Source organism: Streptomyces albireticuli, assembly GCF_021228125.1.
Taxonomy (GTDB): Bacteria; Actinomycetota; Actinomycetes; order Streptomycetales; family Streptomycetaceae; genus Streptomyces; species Streptomyces albireticuli.
In genome coordinates, this window is record NZ_JAJQQS010000017.1 from 51,558 (window position 1) to 67,197 (window position 15,640).

Here is a 15,640-nt window from a genome sequence, read left to right on the forward strand (position 1 = left end):
ACGTCCGGCGGTCCGGGGCGCCCCTTGATCAGACGTCGGAAACAGGGGTGGGCGCCACTTTTCCCGCCGTCCGCCCCGAACGGCGGCGCACCGGGTCCAGCAGCCGCGCCAGCAGGACGAAGACGCCCTCCACCAGCAGCGCGAACACGGCCACCAGCAGCGCCCCGGCCACCACCTGCGCCGTGTCGGTGAGCCGGAAGCCGGCCGTGATGACCCGGCCGAGGCCACCGCCGCCGGCCAGCGCGGCGAGCGTGGCCGTGGCCACGATCTGCACCGCGGCGGACCGCACACCGGTCATGATCAGCGGGAAGGCGAGCGGGAGCTCCACCCGGGCGACCACCTGAGGGCCGGTCATCCCCATACCCCGCGCCGCCTCGACCATGTCCCGGTCGACCTCGCGCATGCCCACATAGGCGTTGGTCAGCACGGGCGGGATGGCGAAGAGCACCAGCGCTATGACGGTGGGCCAGGAGCCGTACTGCCCCAGCGGGCTCAGCAGCAACAGCACGAGCACCGCGAACGTGGGCACCGCGCGGCCGACGTTGGAGAGGTTCACCGCCAGCGCGCCGCCCCGCCCCAGGTGGCCGAGGACCACGGCGACGGGCAGCGCCACCGCGCAGGAGATCAGCAGGCTCACGGCCGTCAGATAGAGGTGCTGGTCGAGGCGGTGCCACACACCGTCCCCACCGGTCCAGTGGGAGCCGGTGGCCAGCCATGTCCACGTCCGCTCGATGACGTCCATCAGGCCACCGCCTGCCCGGCCGGGCTCTTCGCCGCTCCCGCGCGCGGCGCGCGCTTGCGCCGGGTCCGCGTCCACGGCGTCAGGAGCCGCTGGACGAGCAGCAGAACGAGGTCGGCGACGACCGCCAGGAGCACGCACAGCACGGAGGCCGTGAGCACCTGCGCCTTGAAATAGCTGCGCAGGCCGCTCAGGACGAGATTGCCCAGGCCGCCATAGCCGATGATGGCACCGATGGTGGTGAGCGAGACGGTGGAGACCGTGGCGATCCGCAGACCCGCCATCAGAGCGGGCAGCGCCAGCGGGAGTTCGACCCCGAAGAGCAGCCGCACCAGCCCGTAACCCATGCCCCGGGCCGCCTCCCGGGCCTCCTCGGGCACCGCGGCCAGGCCGGCCAGGATGTTCCGCACGAGGATGGTGAGGGAATACAGCACCAGGCCCGTGACCACGACGGACACCGACAGGCCGAGGACCGGCACCAGCAGCGAGAACATGGCGAGGGACGGGATCGCGTAGAACACCGTGGTCAGTCCGAGCACCGGGCCGCGCACGCTCCGCCGGGCGCGGGCCAGCAGCGCCAGCGGGAACGCGACGAGCAGCCCGATCGCGACCGACGCGAGCGTGATGCCGATGTGCTGGAGCGTGGCATCGACCAGCTCCTGGCCACGACTGCTCAGATACTCGCCGCAGATCCAGTCGTTGTCGACCAGACAACTCCGCTCCGCCATACGCTCTCACCTCCCCCTGGGCATTGACCGTCGGTTACTGGCGACCCTAACCCCGGGCACTGACATTCGAGTCCGTCGCCACACAACGGCAACAATGTCCGCAGGCAGAACGGCAAGAATGGGGAACCATGATCCGCTTCGAGCACGTCACCAAGCGCTACGCCGACGGCACCACCGCCGTCGACGACCTGTCCTTCGAAGTGGCGGAGGGCGAGCTGGTCACGCTCGTCGGGCCCTCGGGCTGCGGCAAGACCACCACGATGAAGATGGTCAACCGGCTGATCGAGCCCACCGACGGCCGGATCTTCCTCGACGGCGAGGACATCGCCACGGTCGACCCCGTCGAGCTGCGCCGCCGCATCGGCTACGTCATCCAGCAGGTCGGCCTCTTCCCGCACAAGACAGTGCTCGACAACACCGCGACCGTCCCGCACCTGCTGGGATGGCAGCGGAAGAAGGCCCGCGCCCGCGCGGCCGAGCTCCTCGACCTCGTCGGACTCGACCCCTCCGTCTACGGCGACCGCTACCCCGACCAGCTCTCCGGCGGGCAGCGCCAGCGCGTCGGGGTGGCCCGGGCGCTGGCCGCCGACCCGCCCGTACTGCTGATGGACGAGCCCTTCGGCGCGGTCGACCCGGTGGTCCGCGAGCGCCTCCAGAACGAATTCCTGCGGCTCCAGTCCCAGGTCCGCAAGACCGTCCTCTTCGTCACGCACGACATCGAGGAGGCCGTCCGCCTCGGGGACCGCATCGCGGTCTACGGAGAGGGCCGCATCGAGCAGTTCGACCCGCCGGCGGCGGTGCTGGGCTCCCCGGCCACGCCGTACGTCGCCGACTTCGTCGGTGCGGACCGGGGCCTGAAGCGGCTCTCGGTCACGTCCATCGAGCCCGGTGACCTCGAACAGCCCCCGGTCGTCCACCTCGACGACACCGTGGGCCGCGCCGCGGCCCGGCTCGCCGCGGAGGGCGCCCGCTGGGCCGTCGTGCTGGACGACGCCGAGCACCTCCACGGCTGGGTCTCCGCGGACGCCCTCACCGGCGCGGGCACCGCGCGCGGCCCGCGGAAGGGCGAGGCGACGGTCCGCGACCACGCCCGCCACATGGACGCCTGGCTGCCGGTGGGCGCCTCGCTCAAGCAGGCGTTCAGCACCATGCTCCAGCACGACGCGGGCTGGATCGCCGTCCTCGACGGAGCCGACGCGGACCACTTCCTGGGCGTCCTCACCCCGGCACGCCTGCACGAGGCGCTGCGGCGGTCGACGGCCGCGGACGCGGTGGGGGCCGCGCGGGGGGAGGTTCGGGTGGAGACGGTCGCGGACGTGTAGGAGCGCGTGGGGCGGGTGGGGGTGCGGGGGTGCGCCTGCGGCGGGGCTTTTTCCCCTACCCGCCCCTTCCCGAATGTCCTCAAACGCCGGACGGGCTGGAAAATCCAGCCCGTCCGGCGTTTGAGGACCGGGGTCCGGGGCGGAGCCCCGGGCGCTAAGCCGCTGCCGCGCCCCGGCCGCCGTGGTTCTCGTCCTCGTCCTCGGGCAGCTTGCACACGCGCTCCAGGAAGAACGCGGCGGCGACCACACAGGCGCCCGCCAGCACCGACGCCCCGGCGTAGATCACCTGGTCACGGCGGACCGTGGTGTCCACCCCGTCGATGAGCAGGAAGACGCCGACCCCGCCGTACATCCCCGCGACCAGCGAAGCGACCAGCGCGCTCGCCTGGCCGAAGACGACCGCGCGGGCGGCCAGCAGCGGGTCGACGCCCTTCGCGCCGGGGCGGCGCTCCCGCTGGGCGCGCAGCCGGGCGCGCAGCGGGAAGGCCGTGGCCACGAGGACCGCGGCGATGACCGCGAGCACGATGGGCGCCGCCACCGGCACGCTCGGCAGCGTGCCGAGGGAGTCCCACAGCCGGGCGCCCGCCCAGGACACGATCCCGGCCGCGGCGAACAGTCCGACCAGCACCCCGATCCGAAGTTGCTTCACCGAGCCGTCGCCCCTCGTCTCATCCGTCCGTCGGCGCACCGGGGCGCGCCGGAATTCCATGGGACCAACGCCTACTCCGGGAGCCGGAGTTCCAGGTCCACCCGCGGAGCCACGCTGTCGAGACCCACCTCGGCCAGCAGTTCGACGACCGCGCCCCGGCCCGGGACCACGGCCTCCGGGTCCACGTCGTGCCACGGCGCCAGCACGAAGGCGCGCTCGTGCGCCCGCGGGTGCGGCAGGGTCAGCACCGGGTCGTCCGAGACCACGTCCTGATAGGCGACGATGTCGACGTCGAGCGTGCGGGGCCCCCAGCGCTCGTCCCGCACCCGCTCGAAGGCCTCCTCGATCGCGTGCCCGCGCTCCAGCAGCGAGTCCGGCGGGAGGGTCGTCTTCACCAGCACCACGGCGTTGAAGTAGGAAGGCTGGGTGCCCGGCTCGACGCCCCACGGCTCCGTCTCGTAGACCGGGGACACGGCCTTGACCCGCAGGCCGGGCGTGTCCTCCAGCGCGTCGATGGCGCCCTGGAGGGTCTCCAGGCGGTTGCCGAGATTGCTGCCCAGGGAGATCACGGCCCGTTTGGGGTTACTCAGGGTCACATCCGCCGCGTCCACCTGCGCCACCACGGAGGCGGGCACCGGCTGCACGGTCGGGTCGCTGCTGCTCATACTCGGCTCCGGGTAATAGTGATCGTCACATCGTCGAAAGGCACGGTGATCGGGGCGTCGGGCTTGTGCACGACCACCTCGACCTCCCGCACCGCGTCGTGCTTCAGACACTGCTCGGCGATCCGCTCGGCGAGGGTCTCGATCAGGTCGACGGGCTCGCCCTGGACGATGTCGACGACCTCCTCCGCCACGATGCCGTAGTGCACGGTCTTCGCGAGGTCGTCGTCGGCCGCGGCGGGCCGGGTGTCCAGACTCAGCACCAGGTCCACGATGAAGGTCTGGCCCTCCTCGCGCTCCCGGGGGAACACCCCGTGGTGCCCGCGAGCCTTCAAGCCGCGCAGCGCGACACGATCCACACGAATCACTCCTGCTGGTCGTCGGTATGGCGAGTGCGTTCCGGCCCGGCCGGCGCGTCGCCCGTCCCCCGCCGTCGGCCGGGGTGCCCACTTCGAATCTACCTGCGAGCGCCGACACCGCTCGCACATGGACGCCGGGGGCGCTGGAGATATCTGGCGACATCGGAGACGTTTACGGATATTCGGTGACAGCTCGGGCGTCTGGGGCAAGGAAACTCACGCGGCGGGTAGGGGCGGGGATTTTGGCCGCGCATACCCACCGGACGGCGGGTTACGCCCGGGCCTGGACGGTGATTTTTCCCCTACCCGCCCCTTCCCGAACCGGGGGCGAGCCCCCGGGCCCCCGGTGCCGCGCTGACGCGCGGTGTCCTCAATCGCCGGACGGGCTGAAACAAGGAGCGTGGTAGGGAAAAAGCCCGCCGCAGGCGCGCCACCCCGGCCTACGCCCCCTCGTCCTCCCCCTCCTCCGGCCCGTCCTCGTCCTCCCGGCCCGCGAGCACCGGCGAGCCGTGGTGCGACCACACCTTCCACTCCTCGCCGACCCGCCGGAAGACGTTCGTCGCCACGACCAGCTGGCCCACCAGCGGCCCCAGCTCCCCCTCCGACTCCGCCGGGCCGCCGCTGAGGATGTTCTCCGTGCACGTCACCAGCGCCGTGTCACCGGTGACGGCAACCTCGACGTCCGTCAGGAAGAACTGGATGTAGTCCGTGCTCGCCATGATCAGCGCATACGAACGGAGCACCTCGCTCCGTCCGCGCAGCACCGGCCAACCGGGGTGCACGCACGACACCACGACGTCCGGATCGTCCAGCCACAGCTCCCCCATGGCCGACGTGTCGCCGCGCTCCACCGCCTCGTAGAGGGCGGTGTTCGCCAGCTCGACCCGCTCGCTGTCCGTACGAGCGGCACTCACACGGCCTCCCCGGCGCCGGAGGCGCCCTCGGTGCCCGTCCGCGCCGCGGCACCGGCCGCCTGTGCCGCCGCCTCCTCCACGGCCCGCACCACCCGCACCGCGTCCGCGCTCGCCCGGACCTCGTGCACCCGGACGGCCCAGGCGCCCTCGCGGGCCGCGATCGTCGATACGGCCGCCGTCGCCGCGTCCCGCTCCCGGGCCGGCGGCGGGCTGCCCTCGGGCCCGGCCAGCACCCGGCCCAGGAACCGCTTGCGGGACGCCGCCACCAGCATCGGGCGCTCCAGCTCACGGCCCAGCCGGTCCAGCCCGGCGACCAGCGCCAGGTCGTGGTCGGCGTTCTTCGCGAAGCCGAGGCCCGGGTCGACCACCAGCCGGTCCGGGGACACCCCGCCGTCGACCACCGCGTCCAGCCGCTGCCGCAGCTCGTCGAGGACCTCGCCGACCACGTCCCCGTAGACCGCCCGGCTGTTCATGTCTGCGCTGAACCCGCGCCAGTGCATCACCACGAACGGCACCCCGGCCGTGGCCACCACCGGCACCATCGCCGGGTCCGCCAGCCCCCCGCTGACATCGTTGACCAGCACCGCGCCGGCCTCGACCGCCGCTTCCGCGACCGCGGCGCGCATGGTGTCCACGGAGACCACCACGCCCTCGCCCGCCAGCCCCCGGACCACCGGGATCACCCGGCGCAGCTCCTCGCGCTCGTCCACCCGTGGTGCGCCCGGCCGGGTGGACTCGCCGCCCACGTCGACCAGGTCGGCGCCCTGGGCCACCAGGTCCAGACCTCGCTTGACCGCCACCTCGGTGTCGAACCAGCGACCGCCGTCGGAGAACGAATCGGGCGTGACATTGACCACGCCCATCACCGCACAGCGGTCCCACTCCGGCAGACCGACGGGCCCGAATCGACCGCGCAACGTACTCATGCCGACAAGCCTAGGGCGTGCCGCCAAGGGCGCGCCGCCCGCCCGGAGGCCGGATCCGGCCGCGGCGGGCGCACGGGCCCGAAAACGCCGAAGGCCCCGGCCGCGGCGCCTGGGGCGCTCGGGGCGGGGCCTTCGGACCGCTGCGGCGGTCAGGCCGCGCGGGTGACCTCCGAGGCGGAGACGGCGTCCTCGTCGTGCACGGACGCCTTGGGCTCGGCCGGGCGGCGGCGCAGCAGGCGCGGCAGCTCCAGGAAGCCCTCGGCCTGCATCATCGCGAAGCCGATGCGCGGCAGGTCACGGCTGTTCGGGAAGACCACGAAGCGCGGCTCCCAGCGCGGCCGGAACTTCTCGTTGAACTTGTAGAGCGACTCGATCTGGAACCAGCGCGAGAGGAAGACCAGCACGGTGCGCTGGATCCGGACGACCGGGCCGGCGCCCAGCTTGCCGCCGCGCTCCAGGGCGGAGCGGAAGAACGCGAAGTTCAGCGACAGGCGCTTGATCTTCAGGTCCGGCGCGGCCTGGAGGAACGCGACGATCAGGAGCTCGTTCATGCCCGGGTCCGCGCTGCGGTCGCGGCGCATCAGCTCCAGCGAGCTGCCGTCCGGGCCCCACGGCACGTAGTGCTGCATCGCGCGGAGGTCGCCGAACGGGCAGTCCTCGCCCTCCTCCGGGTCCTTGTGGGCGGTCGCGATGATGGCGTCCAGGTCCTTGGGGTCGCCGATGCGGCCCAGGGCCATGGAGAAGCCGCGCTCGTCCTCGGTGTCGCGCCAGGCGTTGGCGGCCTTCTGGACGGCCTCCAGCTCCTCGGGGCCCAGGTCGCCGACGCGGCGCACCTTGGTGCTGTAGCCGTTGCGCTCGATGCGCTTGACCATCTGGCGGACGTTGCGCATGGAGCGGCCGGTGAGGGAGAAGTCGGCGACGTCGACGATGGCCTCGTCGCCCATCTCCAGGGCGTCCAGACCGGTCTCACGGGTCCAGACCTCGCCACCGGTCTCGCTGCAGCCGGCGACCGCCGGGGTCCAGGAGTGGCGCTTGGCGAGCTCCATGAACTTCTCGATGGCGCCGGGCCACGCCTCGACGTCGCCGATCGGGTCACCGCTGGCGAGCATCACGCCGGAGACGACGCGGTAGGAGACGGCGGCCTTGCCCGAGGGCGAGAAGACGACGCTCTTGTCACGGCGCAGCGCGAAGTGGCCGAGCGAGTCGCGGGCGCCGTGCTTGTCGAGCAGCTCGCGCAGCCGGTCCTCGTCCTCCTCGGTGAGGACCGCGGCCGGGTAGGCCGGGCGGAAGGCGAGGAAGGCGGTGGTGGCCACGGTCAGCAGACCGAGGGCGCCCAGGGAGTAGCCGACGGTGTAGTCGACGCCGCCGGTGTAGCGGATCGATCCCTCGAAGCCGAAGAGGCCCCAGATCACGTGCTCGATCTGCTCCAGGACCGGCGGGTCGCCGATCATCTGCTTCGGGTGCGAGCCGACGATCACCCAGCCGAGGCCGAAGCTGGCCGCGCCCATGAGGACGAAGTTGGCCAGCGCCTTCCAGCGGCTGCGCGGGTCGGGCAGCGCGAAGAACGCCTTCCGGTGCCAGATCAGGTAGGCGAAGACCAGCAGGGAGAAGGCGACGCCGGGGTACGAGTGGCGGTAGATCAGCTGGGCGGCCGCGCCTATGGGCAGCAGCACGACGGCGGCGAGCCAGGCCTGCTGCTTGGCCCGCTTGAGGCCGTGGGCCAGCATCAGGAGCAGGATGCCGACGATGATCGAGCCGGCGGCCGCCAGCTGGGTCACCGAACCGGGCAGGACCTCGGCGAAGCTGTGGACACGGCTCCAGCGCCACCGGGGGACGACCCCGGCCAGGATGTCGAGCAGGCCGATGACGGCCGCGACCGTACCCACGACCGCGGGCACGTGCTCAGGCCGTGGCCCCTTGAGGATGCGCGCAAGCCTCGACAGTCGCTTGGTCCCCTCGGGAACCCCATCGGACTTTTTGCCATCTACCCTGACAGACATCTCTTCCCGTCGTCCTGTCGAGTGGTCCTGCGCCATCTGGCGGCAGCGCCCGGACAATGTGCGCCCTGTAGGACGACGGTTTCGGGGTTGAGGTTCCGCCGGGGGCCGAGCCCGGAAAGAAGTAACCATTCCGCGACCCCCTGCCGGGTCGCTCGGCAGAAAGCACCTCATGGGTCTCACCAGCATGGCGGTTCTGCTGCTTGCCATAGCGGCGGCGGTAGTGCTCTTCGCTCTGACCATTTGGCTCTGGCCCCGCCTGGGCAAGAAGAGTATCGGATCCGTCCTCGGACGGATCGGCATGATGTTCGCCACCCAGCTCACGCTGTTCGCGGCGATCGGTCTCTGGGCCAACCAGTCCTTCGGCTTCTACGGCTCCTGGGCGGATCTCTTCGGCCAGGTGAAGTCCGAGGGCGTCGTCGTCGACCACAGCGCCAGCGGCAAGCGGGTGCAGGTCGTGAGCACCCAGGCGGTGAAGGTCCCGCGCGGCGATGTGCCCCGGGTCGGCGGCAAGATCGAGAAGATCATGGTCGCGGGCGTCGAATCGAAGATCAACGGCCCGGCGTACGTCTACCTGCCCCCGGAGTACTTCCAGCCGGAGTACGCGCAGAAGAACTTTCCCGCCTCCGTCGTGCTGACCGGCTTCCCGGGCACCTCCGAGGCCCTGATCAAGGGCCTGGACTACCCGGTGCGCGCGCACAAGCTCGCCAAGGCCAAGAAGATGCAGCCGACCATCCTGGTGATGCTGCGCCCGTCCGTCGTGGGCCAGCGCGACACCGAGTGCATCGACATACCCAACGGCCCCCAGGCCGAGACCTTCTTCGCCAAGGACATCCGCAAGGCGATATCCCAGCGCTACCGCGTCGGTGACAAGGCCGAGAACTGGGGCATCATCGGCAACTCGACCGGCGGCTACTGCGCACTCAAGATCGCCATGCGCCACCCGGACGCCTACGGCGCCGCGGCCTCGCTCTCCGGCTACTACAAGGCCCTGCAGGACCCCACGACCGGTTCCCTCTTCGGCGGCAGCAAGAAGCTGGAGAACGAGAACGACGTGATGTGGCGCCTCAAGCACGAGAAGACCCCGCCCATCTCGGTGCTGGTGACCAGCAGCAAGCAGGGCGAGCACAACTACAAGGACACCTTGAAGTTCATCGAGGAGGCCAAGGGCTCGGCCCGGGTCTCCTCGATCATCCTCGACAGCGGCGGCCACAACTTCAACACGTGGCGCCGTGAGCTGAACCCCACCCTCCAGTGGATGGGCAGCCGCCTGAGCGCGTAAGGCGCCGGCCCGCTCAGCGGGCCATGATCAGGCTCATCGCCTCGGCCCGGGTGGCGGGGTCACGCAGCTGGCCCCGCACCGCCGACGTCAGCGTCTTGGCACCGGGCTTACGGATACCGCGCATGGACATGCACATGTGCTCGCACTCGACGACCACGACGACGCCGCGCGGCTCCAGTATCTCCATCAGCGAATCGGCGATCTGCGTCGTGAGCCGCTCCTGCACCTGCGGGCGCCGGGCGAAGACGTCGACCAGCCGGGCCAGCTTCGACAGGCCCGTGATCTTCCCGCTCGTCGCCGGGATGTAGCCGACGTGCGCCACACCGTGGAAGGGCACCAGGTGGTGCTCACAGGTGCTGTACACCTCGATGTCGCGGACGAGCACCATCTCGTCGTGGCCGAGGTCGAACGTGGTGGTCAGCACGTCCTCCGGCTCCTGCCACAGGCCCGCGAATATCTCCTTGTACGCCCGTGCCACCCGCGCGGGCGTCTCGCGCAGGCCCTCGCGGTCCGGGTCCTCGCCGACTGCGATCAGGAGCTCGCGCACGGCGTTCTCGGCACGCTTCTCGTCGAATTCACCGATGGAGTTCTCGGCGTCCAGCGTCACCGGGTCGGTCATGGGGTTGCCTCGTTCTCTCGTACGTACAGCCGGCAGCGGCCGGACATGCGGAATGCCGCGCCCCCAAGGCTAATAACCTGGGGGGCGCGGCATCCATTCCGGTCCCCTACGGGGGCCCGGATCGAGCGTGGGGTGCTCAGGCCTCCGGCCGCGAGTCGTCGGGAAGGTCGACGGACTCGACGGTCTGGCCGCCGTTGCTCGGCGCGAGCTCCTTGGGGGAGAGCACCGGCGGGCGGGTGGACGGCGTACGGCGCGAGGAACCGGTCCACGCCGGGCGGGCCGGGCGCTTCACGATGTGCTTGAAGATCTCGGCGATCTCCTCCTTGTTCAGCGTCTCCTTCTCCAGGAGGGCCAGAACCAGGTTGTCGAGGACGTCGCGGTTCTCGACGAGGATCTCCCACGCCTCGTTGTGCGCGGTCTCGATGAGCTTCTTGACCTCTTCGTCGACCAGGCCCGCGACCTCTTCGGAGTAGTCGCGCTGGTGCGACATCTCGCGGCCCAGGAACGGCTCGCTGTTGTCCGAGCCGAACTTGATCGCGCCGAGCCGCTCGGTCATGCCGTACTGCGTGACCATCGCGCGGGCCGTGGCGGTGGCCTTCTCGATGTCGTTGGCCGCACCGGTGGTCGGGTCGTGGAAGACGAGCTCCTCGGCCGCGCGCCCGCCCAGCATGTACGCCAGCTGGTCGAGCATCTCGTTGCGCGTGGTGGAGTACTTGTCCTCGTCGGGCAGGACCATGGTGTAGCCGAGCGCGCGACCGCGGGACAGGATCGTGATCTTGTGGACCGGGTCGGAGTTCGGCGAGGCCGCCGCGACCAGGGCGTGACCGCCCTCGTGGTACGCGGTGATCTTCTTTTCCTTGTCGCTCATGATCCGGGTCCGCTTCTGCGGGCCGGCCACGACGCGGTCGATCGCCTCGTCCAGGGAGTGGTTGTCGATCAGCTTCTTGTCACTGCGGGCCGTGAGCAGCGCGGCCTCGTTCAGCACGTTGGAGAGATCGGCACCGGTGAAGCCGGGGGTGCGGCGGGCGACGGCCGAGAGGTCGACGTCCGGGGCGACCGGCTTGCCCTTCTGGTGGACCTTGAGGATCTCCAGACGGCCCTGCATGTCCGGACGGTCGACCGCGATCTGCCGGTCGAAACGGCCCGGGCGCAGCAGCGCGGGGTCGAGGATGTCCGGGCGGTTGGTGGCGGCGATCAGGATGACGCCGCCCTTGACGTCAAAGCCGTCCATCTCGACCAGGAGCTGGTTGAGGGTCTGCTCGCGCTCGTCGTGACCGCCGCCGAGGCCCGCGCCGCGGTGCCGGCCGACGGCGTCGATCTCGTCGACGAAGACGATGGCCGGGGCGTTCGCCTTGGCCTGCTCGAAGAGGTCACGGACGCGCGAGGCGCCGACACCCACGAACATCTCGACGAAGTCGGAGCCGGAGATCGAGTAGAAGGGCACGCCCGCCTCGCCGGCGACGGCGCGCGCGAGCAGGGTCTTGCCCGTACCGGGCGGGCCGTAGAGCAGCACACCCTTGGGGATCTTGGCGCCGACGGCCTGGAACTTCGCCGGCTCCTGGAGGAACTCCTTGATCTCGTGGAGCTCCTCGACCGCCTCGTCCGACCCGGCCACGTCGGCGAAGGTCGTCTTGGGGGTGTCCTTGGTGATCAGCTTGGCCTTGGACTTCCCGAAGTTCATGACCCGGGAGCCGCCGCCCTGCATCTGGTTCATCAGGAACAGGAAGACCACGACGATGAGGACGAACGGCAGCAACGAGAGCAGCACCCCGATGAAGGGGTTCTGCTTGGACGTCGAGACGTTGTAGCCCTCCGGGATCATGTTCTTCTCGGAGTTGGCCTGCAGGGTCTTGGCCAGGTCGACGCCCTGGACGTCGATGTAGTTGGCCTGGACCTTACTGCTGCCCTTGACCTTCTGGCCGTCCTTGAGCTCAACCTTGATCTTGTTCTCGTCGCCGGTCGTCAGCTCGGCCGATTTCACCTGGTCCTTGGCGATCGCCTGCACGACCTGGCTGGTGTCCACCGACTTGTAGCCGCCGGACGAGCCGACGACCTGCATCAACACGACCACGGCGAGGACGGCCAGCACGATCCACATGACCGGCCCACGGAAGTAGCGCTTCACGTCCATCCATACGGGGCGCGGGCGCCCCGTCCCTCCTGCCACAGTGAGGCACGGCTGCCCCTCGGGGGGTGCCTGTGCGTACGGTGTTCTGCTCGACCTTGCGGTGCTCGAAAACAGAATGCTTGAAAAGACTGACCTTCGGACGGTACCCCAGCATTGTCACCCGACGCTGCCGCAGACGGTCAACCAACCCGCCTTCCCATGCTCCAACGGCGGAAACCGCTGTTCGGTTCCCGCCCGTCGGAGGGCCCGTCCGGGCCGTGGACCCTAGCCGCCGTAGACGTGCGGCGCGAGCGTGCCCACGAAGGGCAGGTTGCGGTACTTCTCGGCGAAGTCCAGGCCGTAGCCGACCACGAACTCGTTGGGGATGTCGAAGCCGACCCACTTCACGTCGATCGCGACCTTGGCCGCCTCCGGCTTGCGCAGGAGCGTCACGACGTTGAGGGAGGCGGGCTCGCGCGAGCCCAGGTTCGACAGCAGCCACGAGAGGGTGAGGCCGGAGTCGATGATGTCCTCGACGATCAGGACGTGCTTGCCCTTGATGTCGGTGTCGAGGTCCTTGAGGATGCGCACCACCCCGGAGGACTGGGTGCCCGCGCCGTACGACGACACCGCCATCCAGTCCATCGTGAGGGGGGTGGACAGCGCACGCGCCAGGTCCGCCATCACCATCACGGCGCCCTTCAGGACACCGACGATGAGCAGGTCCTTGCCCGCGTACTCCGCGTCGATCTTCGCGGCCAGCTCCGCCAGCTTCGCGTCGATCTCTTCCTTGGTGATGAGCACCGACTTGAGGTCGGTGCCCATGTCCTTGTCGTCCACCCGCGTCACTCTCGTTTGGTTACGGCTCATCCGGCGTTGATTCGGGACGAGCCGCGACCTATCCGCACTCGTTCGAATCAGCCCTGCCGGAGCACCAGTCTGCCACCCTGCCTGCGGACCGCGACCCGCCCGGGGAGGTTGATGGCTCCTTGGCCGCGCCAACCGGTGATCAGCCGGTCGACCTCTTCGATGTGCCGGGCGAAGAGCGAACCGGCGGGGGAGCCCGCCGAGATGGCCGCGCGGCGCAGCACCCGGCGGCGGACCGCGGGGGGCAGCGCGAAGAGCTTCGCGGCCTCCAGGGCCCCGGTGTCGTCGCGCACGGACGGCTCCACGGCGGCCGCCCAGCCGTCGAGGGCGTCCGCGTCGTCGCGGGAGAGCTGGGCCGTGCGGGCGAGGGCCTCGACGACGCCCTTGCCGAGGGCCTTCTCCAGGACGGGGAGCGCTTCGTGGCGGACCCGGGAGCGGGTGTAGGCCGGGTCGGCGTTGTGCGGGTCGTCCCAGACGGGCAGGGACTGCACCATGCAGGCCTTGCGGGCGGTCTGGCGGTCCAGGCCCAGGAAGGGCCTGCGGTAGCGGCCGTCGACGCCGGAGGCCACGGCCATGCCGGAGAGCGAGCGGATGCCGGAGCCGCGGGCGAGGCCGAGGAGGACCGTCTCGGCCTGGTCGTCCCGGGTGTGGCCGAGGAGGACCGCGGCGGCGCCGTGACGCTCGGCGGCGGCGTCCAGCGCGGCGTAGCGGGCGTCGCGGGCGGCGGCCTCGGGGCCGCCGTCCCGGCCGACCGTCACCGTGACGGCCTCGACGGGGTCGAGGTCGAAGGCGGCCAGCCGGCTGACGACCTCGGCGGCGCGGACGTCGGAGCCGTGCTGGAGGCCGTGGTCGACGGTGACCCCGCCGGCCCGGATGCCGAGCCTGGGGGCCTCGAAGGCCAGGGCGGAGGCCAGCGCCATGGAGTCGGCGCCGCCGGAGCAGGCCACCAGGACCAGCGGCGGCCGGTCCGAGGAAGCGGGGGGAACGGATGCGGGCGAGGTGGGGGTGAGGACGTCGTGGAGTACGCGGCGGACCGCCAGGCGTATCGCGGCGACCGCGGGATGTGGACCCATGTCCGTGTGTCCAATCGTTCCATATGGAGATCGTTCGGAGCTGCTCGAGCTTCGATGGCCTCAGTCACGCTGTGTGCGTCGATGGTGACAGAAGCGAGCCATTACCCGAGCATCGCACGCCCACCCCTGGCTCACGGTCCCTCGGAAGGGTGATTACGGAGGCGTTCTACCCGGAGGAGGAGCTTCCGCTTCACTGCTCCGACCTGCCGTGCACCCTCGTGACCCAGTCCGCCGGTTTGGCGATCTCCGCCTTGGTCGGGAGTGTGTTCGGGGAGGTCCACACCCGGTTGAAGCCGTCCATGCCCACCGCGTCCACGACCGCGCGGACGAAGCGCTCACCGTCACGGTACTGCCGCAGCTTGGCGTCCAGGCCCAGCAGCCTGCGCAGCGCCGCGTCCAGCCGGCCCGCGCCGTTCGCCCGCCGCTGCTGGAACTTCTCCCGGATCTCGGCGACCGAGGGCACCACCCGCGGGCCCACGCCGTCCATCACGTAGTCGGCGTGCCCCTCCAGCAGGGACATCACCGCCGTCAGCCGGCCGAGGATCTCCCGCTGGGCGGGCGTCTGGACCAGGTCGACGATGCTCCGGCCGCCCCGCTCCTCCGCCGCCTCGCCCTCGTCGGCCCGCCCGCCCGCCAGCGACTGCGCGGCCTCGCGGATCCGCTCCAGCAGCGTCGCCGGGTCGACCTCGGTCTCGCCGAGGAACGCCTGGATCTCGCTCTCGATGTGGTCGCGCAGCCAGGGCACGGCCGTGAACTGCGTCCGGTGCGTCTCCTCGTGCAGGCACACCCACAGCCGGAAGTCGTGCGGATCCACCTCCAGCTCGCGCTCGACATGGACGATGTTCGGCGCGACGAGCAGCAGACGGCCGCCGTTCGCCGCGCCCGGCAGATCGCCCGTGGCGGGCGCGAACGTCTCGTACTGGCCCAGCACGCGGGAGGCGAGGAACGACAGCAGCATGCCCAGCTCCACACCGGTCACCTTGCCGCCGACCGCGCCCAGCACCGCGCCGCCGGGCACATTGCCCCGGCGGTCCTGCATCTTCTCCAGCAGCGGGCCGAGGACGGCCCGGAAACCGGCGACGTTCGCCTTGATCCACCCGGCCCGGTCCACCACCAGCACCGGGGTGTCGTGCACCGCCGGTCCGTCCGGGTTCCCCGGCGGCGGCGCCATCCGGGTGAACGCCCGGACGTGCTCCTCCGACGTCTTCGCGTGCCGCCGCAGCTCGGCGACGACCTCCCGCGCCTCGTCGCGACCGACTTCCGGCCCCGGCCGTACGAGCCGGGTCGCGGTCGCCACCGCGAGCTTCCAGTCGACCATCTCCGCACCACCGATGCTCGTCATGGCTTCACGGTACGTGCACCGCTCCGCTCGGGGTAGCGCGGTCCCGCGGGCTGT

Annotated in this window: 15 protein-coding genes; 2 read left to right on the top strand and 13 right to left on the bottom strand. The window is 70.9% G+C overall.

Annotated features, from left to right (window positions below; translation table 11 throughout):
* Window positions 1-28: 28 nt before the first annotated feature.
* Window positions 29-742, bottom strand: a complete 714-nt coding sequence (locus LUZ64_RS26890) for an ABC transporter permease (protein ID WP_095583187.1) — start codon at window positions 740-742, stop codon at window positions 29-31.
* Window positions 742-1,467, bottom strand: coding sequence for an ABC transporter permease (locus tag LUZ64_RS26895; protein WP_095583183.1), 726 nt, complete (start codon window positions 1,465-1,467; stop codon window positions 742-744). Before LUZ64_RS26895 ends, LUZ64_RS26890 begins: the two co-directional genes overlap by 1 nt.
* A 128-nt stretch (window positions 1,468-1,595) precedes the next feature.
* Between LUZ64_RS26895 and LUZ64_RS26900 the strand changes: the two genes are divergently transcribed.
* Window positions 1,596-2,789, top strand: coding sequence for an ABC transporter ATP-binding protein (locus tag LUZ64_RS26900; RefSeq protein WP_095583184.1), 1,194 nt, complete (start codon window positions 1,596-1,598; stop codon window positions 2,787-2,789).
* A 154-nt stretch (window positions 2,790-2,943) separates the two neighbouring features.
* Here LUZ64_RS26900 and LUZ64_RS26905 read toward each other — a convergent pair whose 3' ends face one another.
* The 6 genes from LUZ64_RS26905 to LUZ64_RS26930 form a co-directional block, all read right to left on the bottom strand.
* Window positions 2,944-3,438 (bottom strand): DUF3180 domain-containing protein, encoded by a 495-nt coding sequence (locus LUZ64_RS26905; protein ID WP_095578765.1) that lies wholly within the window; start codon window positions 3,436-3,438, stop codon window positions 2,944-2,946.
* Between the two features lie 71 nt (window positions 3,439-3,509).
* Window positions 3,510-4,103, bottom strand: coding sequence for a 2-amino-4-hydroxy-6-hydroxymethyldihydropteridine diphosphokinase (folK, locus tag LUZ64_RS26910; protein ID WP_095578726.1), 594 nt, complete (start codon window positions 4,101-4,103; stop codon window positions 3,510-3,512).
* Window positions 4,100-4,459 carry a dihydroneopterin aldolase gene (folB, locus tag LUZ64_RS26915; RefSeq protein ID WP_087926934.1) on the bottom strand — a complete coding sequence of 120 codons (360 nt, stop codon included), beginning with the start codon at window positions 4,457-4,459 and terminating at the stop codon, window positions 4,100-4,102. The genes folK and folB overlap by 4 nt, the downstream gene beginning before the upstream one ends.
* A 440-nt stretch (window positions 4,460-4,899) precedes the next feature.
* Entirely contained in the window at window positions 4,900-5,373 is a 474-nt protein-coding gene (locus LUZ64_RS26920; protein WP_095578727.1) for a nuclear transport factor 2 family protein, read from the bottom strand.
* Window positions 5,370-6,299, bottom strand: coding sequence for a dihydropteroate synthase (folP, locus tag LUZ64_RS26925; protein ID WP_095578728.1), 930 nt, complete (start codon window positions 6,297-6,299; stop codon window positions 5,370-5,372). The genes LUZ64_RS26920 and folP overlap by 4 nt, the downstream gene beginning before the upstream one ends.
* A gap of 149 nt (window positions 6,300-6,448) precedes the next feature.
* The gene (locus LUZ64_RS26930) at window positions 6,449-8,299 is read right to left on the bottom strand and encodes a phosphatidylglycerol lysyltransferase domain-containing protein (RefSeq protein ID WP_095578729.1); all 1,851 of its coding nucleotides are present in this window, start codon (window positions 8,297-8,299) and stop codon (window positions 6,449-6,451) included.
* 169 nt (window positions 8,300-8,468) lie between these two features.
* On the opposite strand from LUZ64_RS26930, the gene LUZ64_RS26935 reads away from it, so the two are divergent.
* Window positions 8,469-9,578 (top strand): alpha/beta hydrolase, encoded by a 1,110-nt coding sequence (locus LUZ64_RS26935; RefSeq protein ID WP_095578730.1) that lies wholly within the window; start codon window positions 8,469-8,471, stop codon window positions 9,576-9,578.
* Between the two features lie 13 nt (window positions 9,579-9,591).
* On the opposite strand, the gene folE is transcribed toward LUZ64_RS26935, so the two are convergent.
* The 5 genes from folE to LUZ64_RS26960 all read right to left on the bottom strand — a co-directional run bounded on the left by folE (window position 9,592) and on the right by LUZ64_RS26960 (window position 15,586).
* The gene (gene folE, locus LUZ64_RS26940) at window positions 9,592-10,197 is read right to left on the bottom strand and encodes a GTP cyclohydrolase I FolE (protein ID WP_095578731.1); all 606 of its coding nucleotides are present in this window, start codon (window positions 10,195-10,197) and stop codon (window positions 9,592-9,594) included.
* A 136-nt stretch (window positions 10,198-10,333) separates the two neighbouring features.
* The gene (gene ftsH / locus LUZ64_RS26945; RefSeq protein ID WP_095578732.1) at window positions 10,334-12,328 is read right to left on the bottom strand and encodes an ATP-dependent zinc metalloprotease FtsH; all 1,995 of its coding nucleotides are present in this window, start codon (window positions 12,326-12,328) and stop codon (window positions 10,334-10,336) included.
* Window positions 12,329-12,589: 261 nt separating this feature from the next.
* Entirely contained in the window at window positions 12,590-13,129 is a 540-nt protein-coding gene (gene hpt, locus LUZ64_RS26950) for a hypoxanthine phosphoribosyltransferase (protein WP_087930515.1), read from the bottom strand.
* A 92-nt stretch (window positions 13,130-13,221) separates the two neighbouring features.
* Window positions 13,222-14,244 carry a tRNA lysidine(34) synthetase TilS gene (gene tilS, locus LUZ64_RS26955; RefSeq protein ID WP_095578733.1) on the bottom strand — a complete coding sequence of 341 codons (1,023 nt, stop codon included), beginning with the start codon at window positions 14,242-14,244 and terminating at the stop codon, window positions 13,222-13,224.
* A 190-nt stretch (window positions 14,245-14,434) separates the two neighbouring features.
* The gene (locus LUZ64_RS26960; protein WP_095578734.1) at window positions 14,435-15,586 is read right to left on the bottom strand and encodes an Rv3626c family coenzyme F420 biosynthesis-associated protein; all 1,152 of its coding nucleotides are present in this window, start codon (window positions 15,584-15,586) and stop codon (window positions 14,435-14,437) included.
* Window positions 15,587-15,640 lie beyond the last annotated feature (54 nt).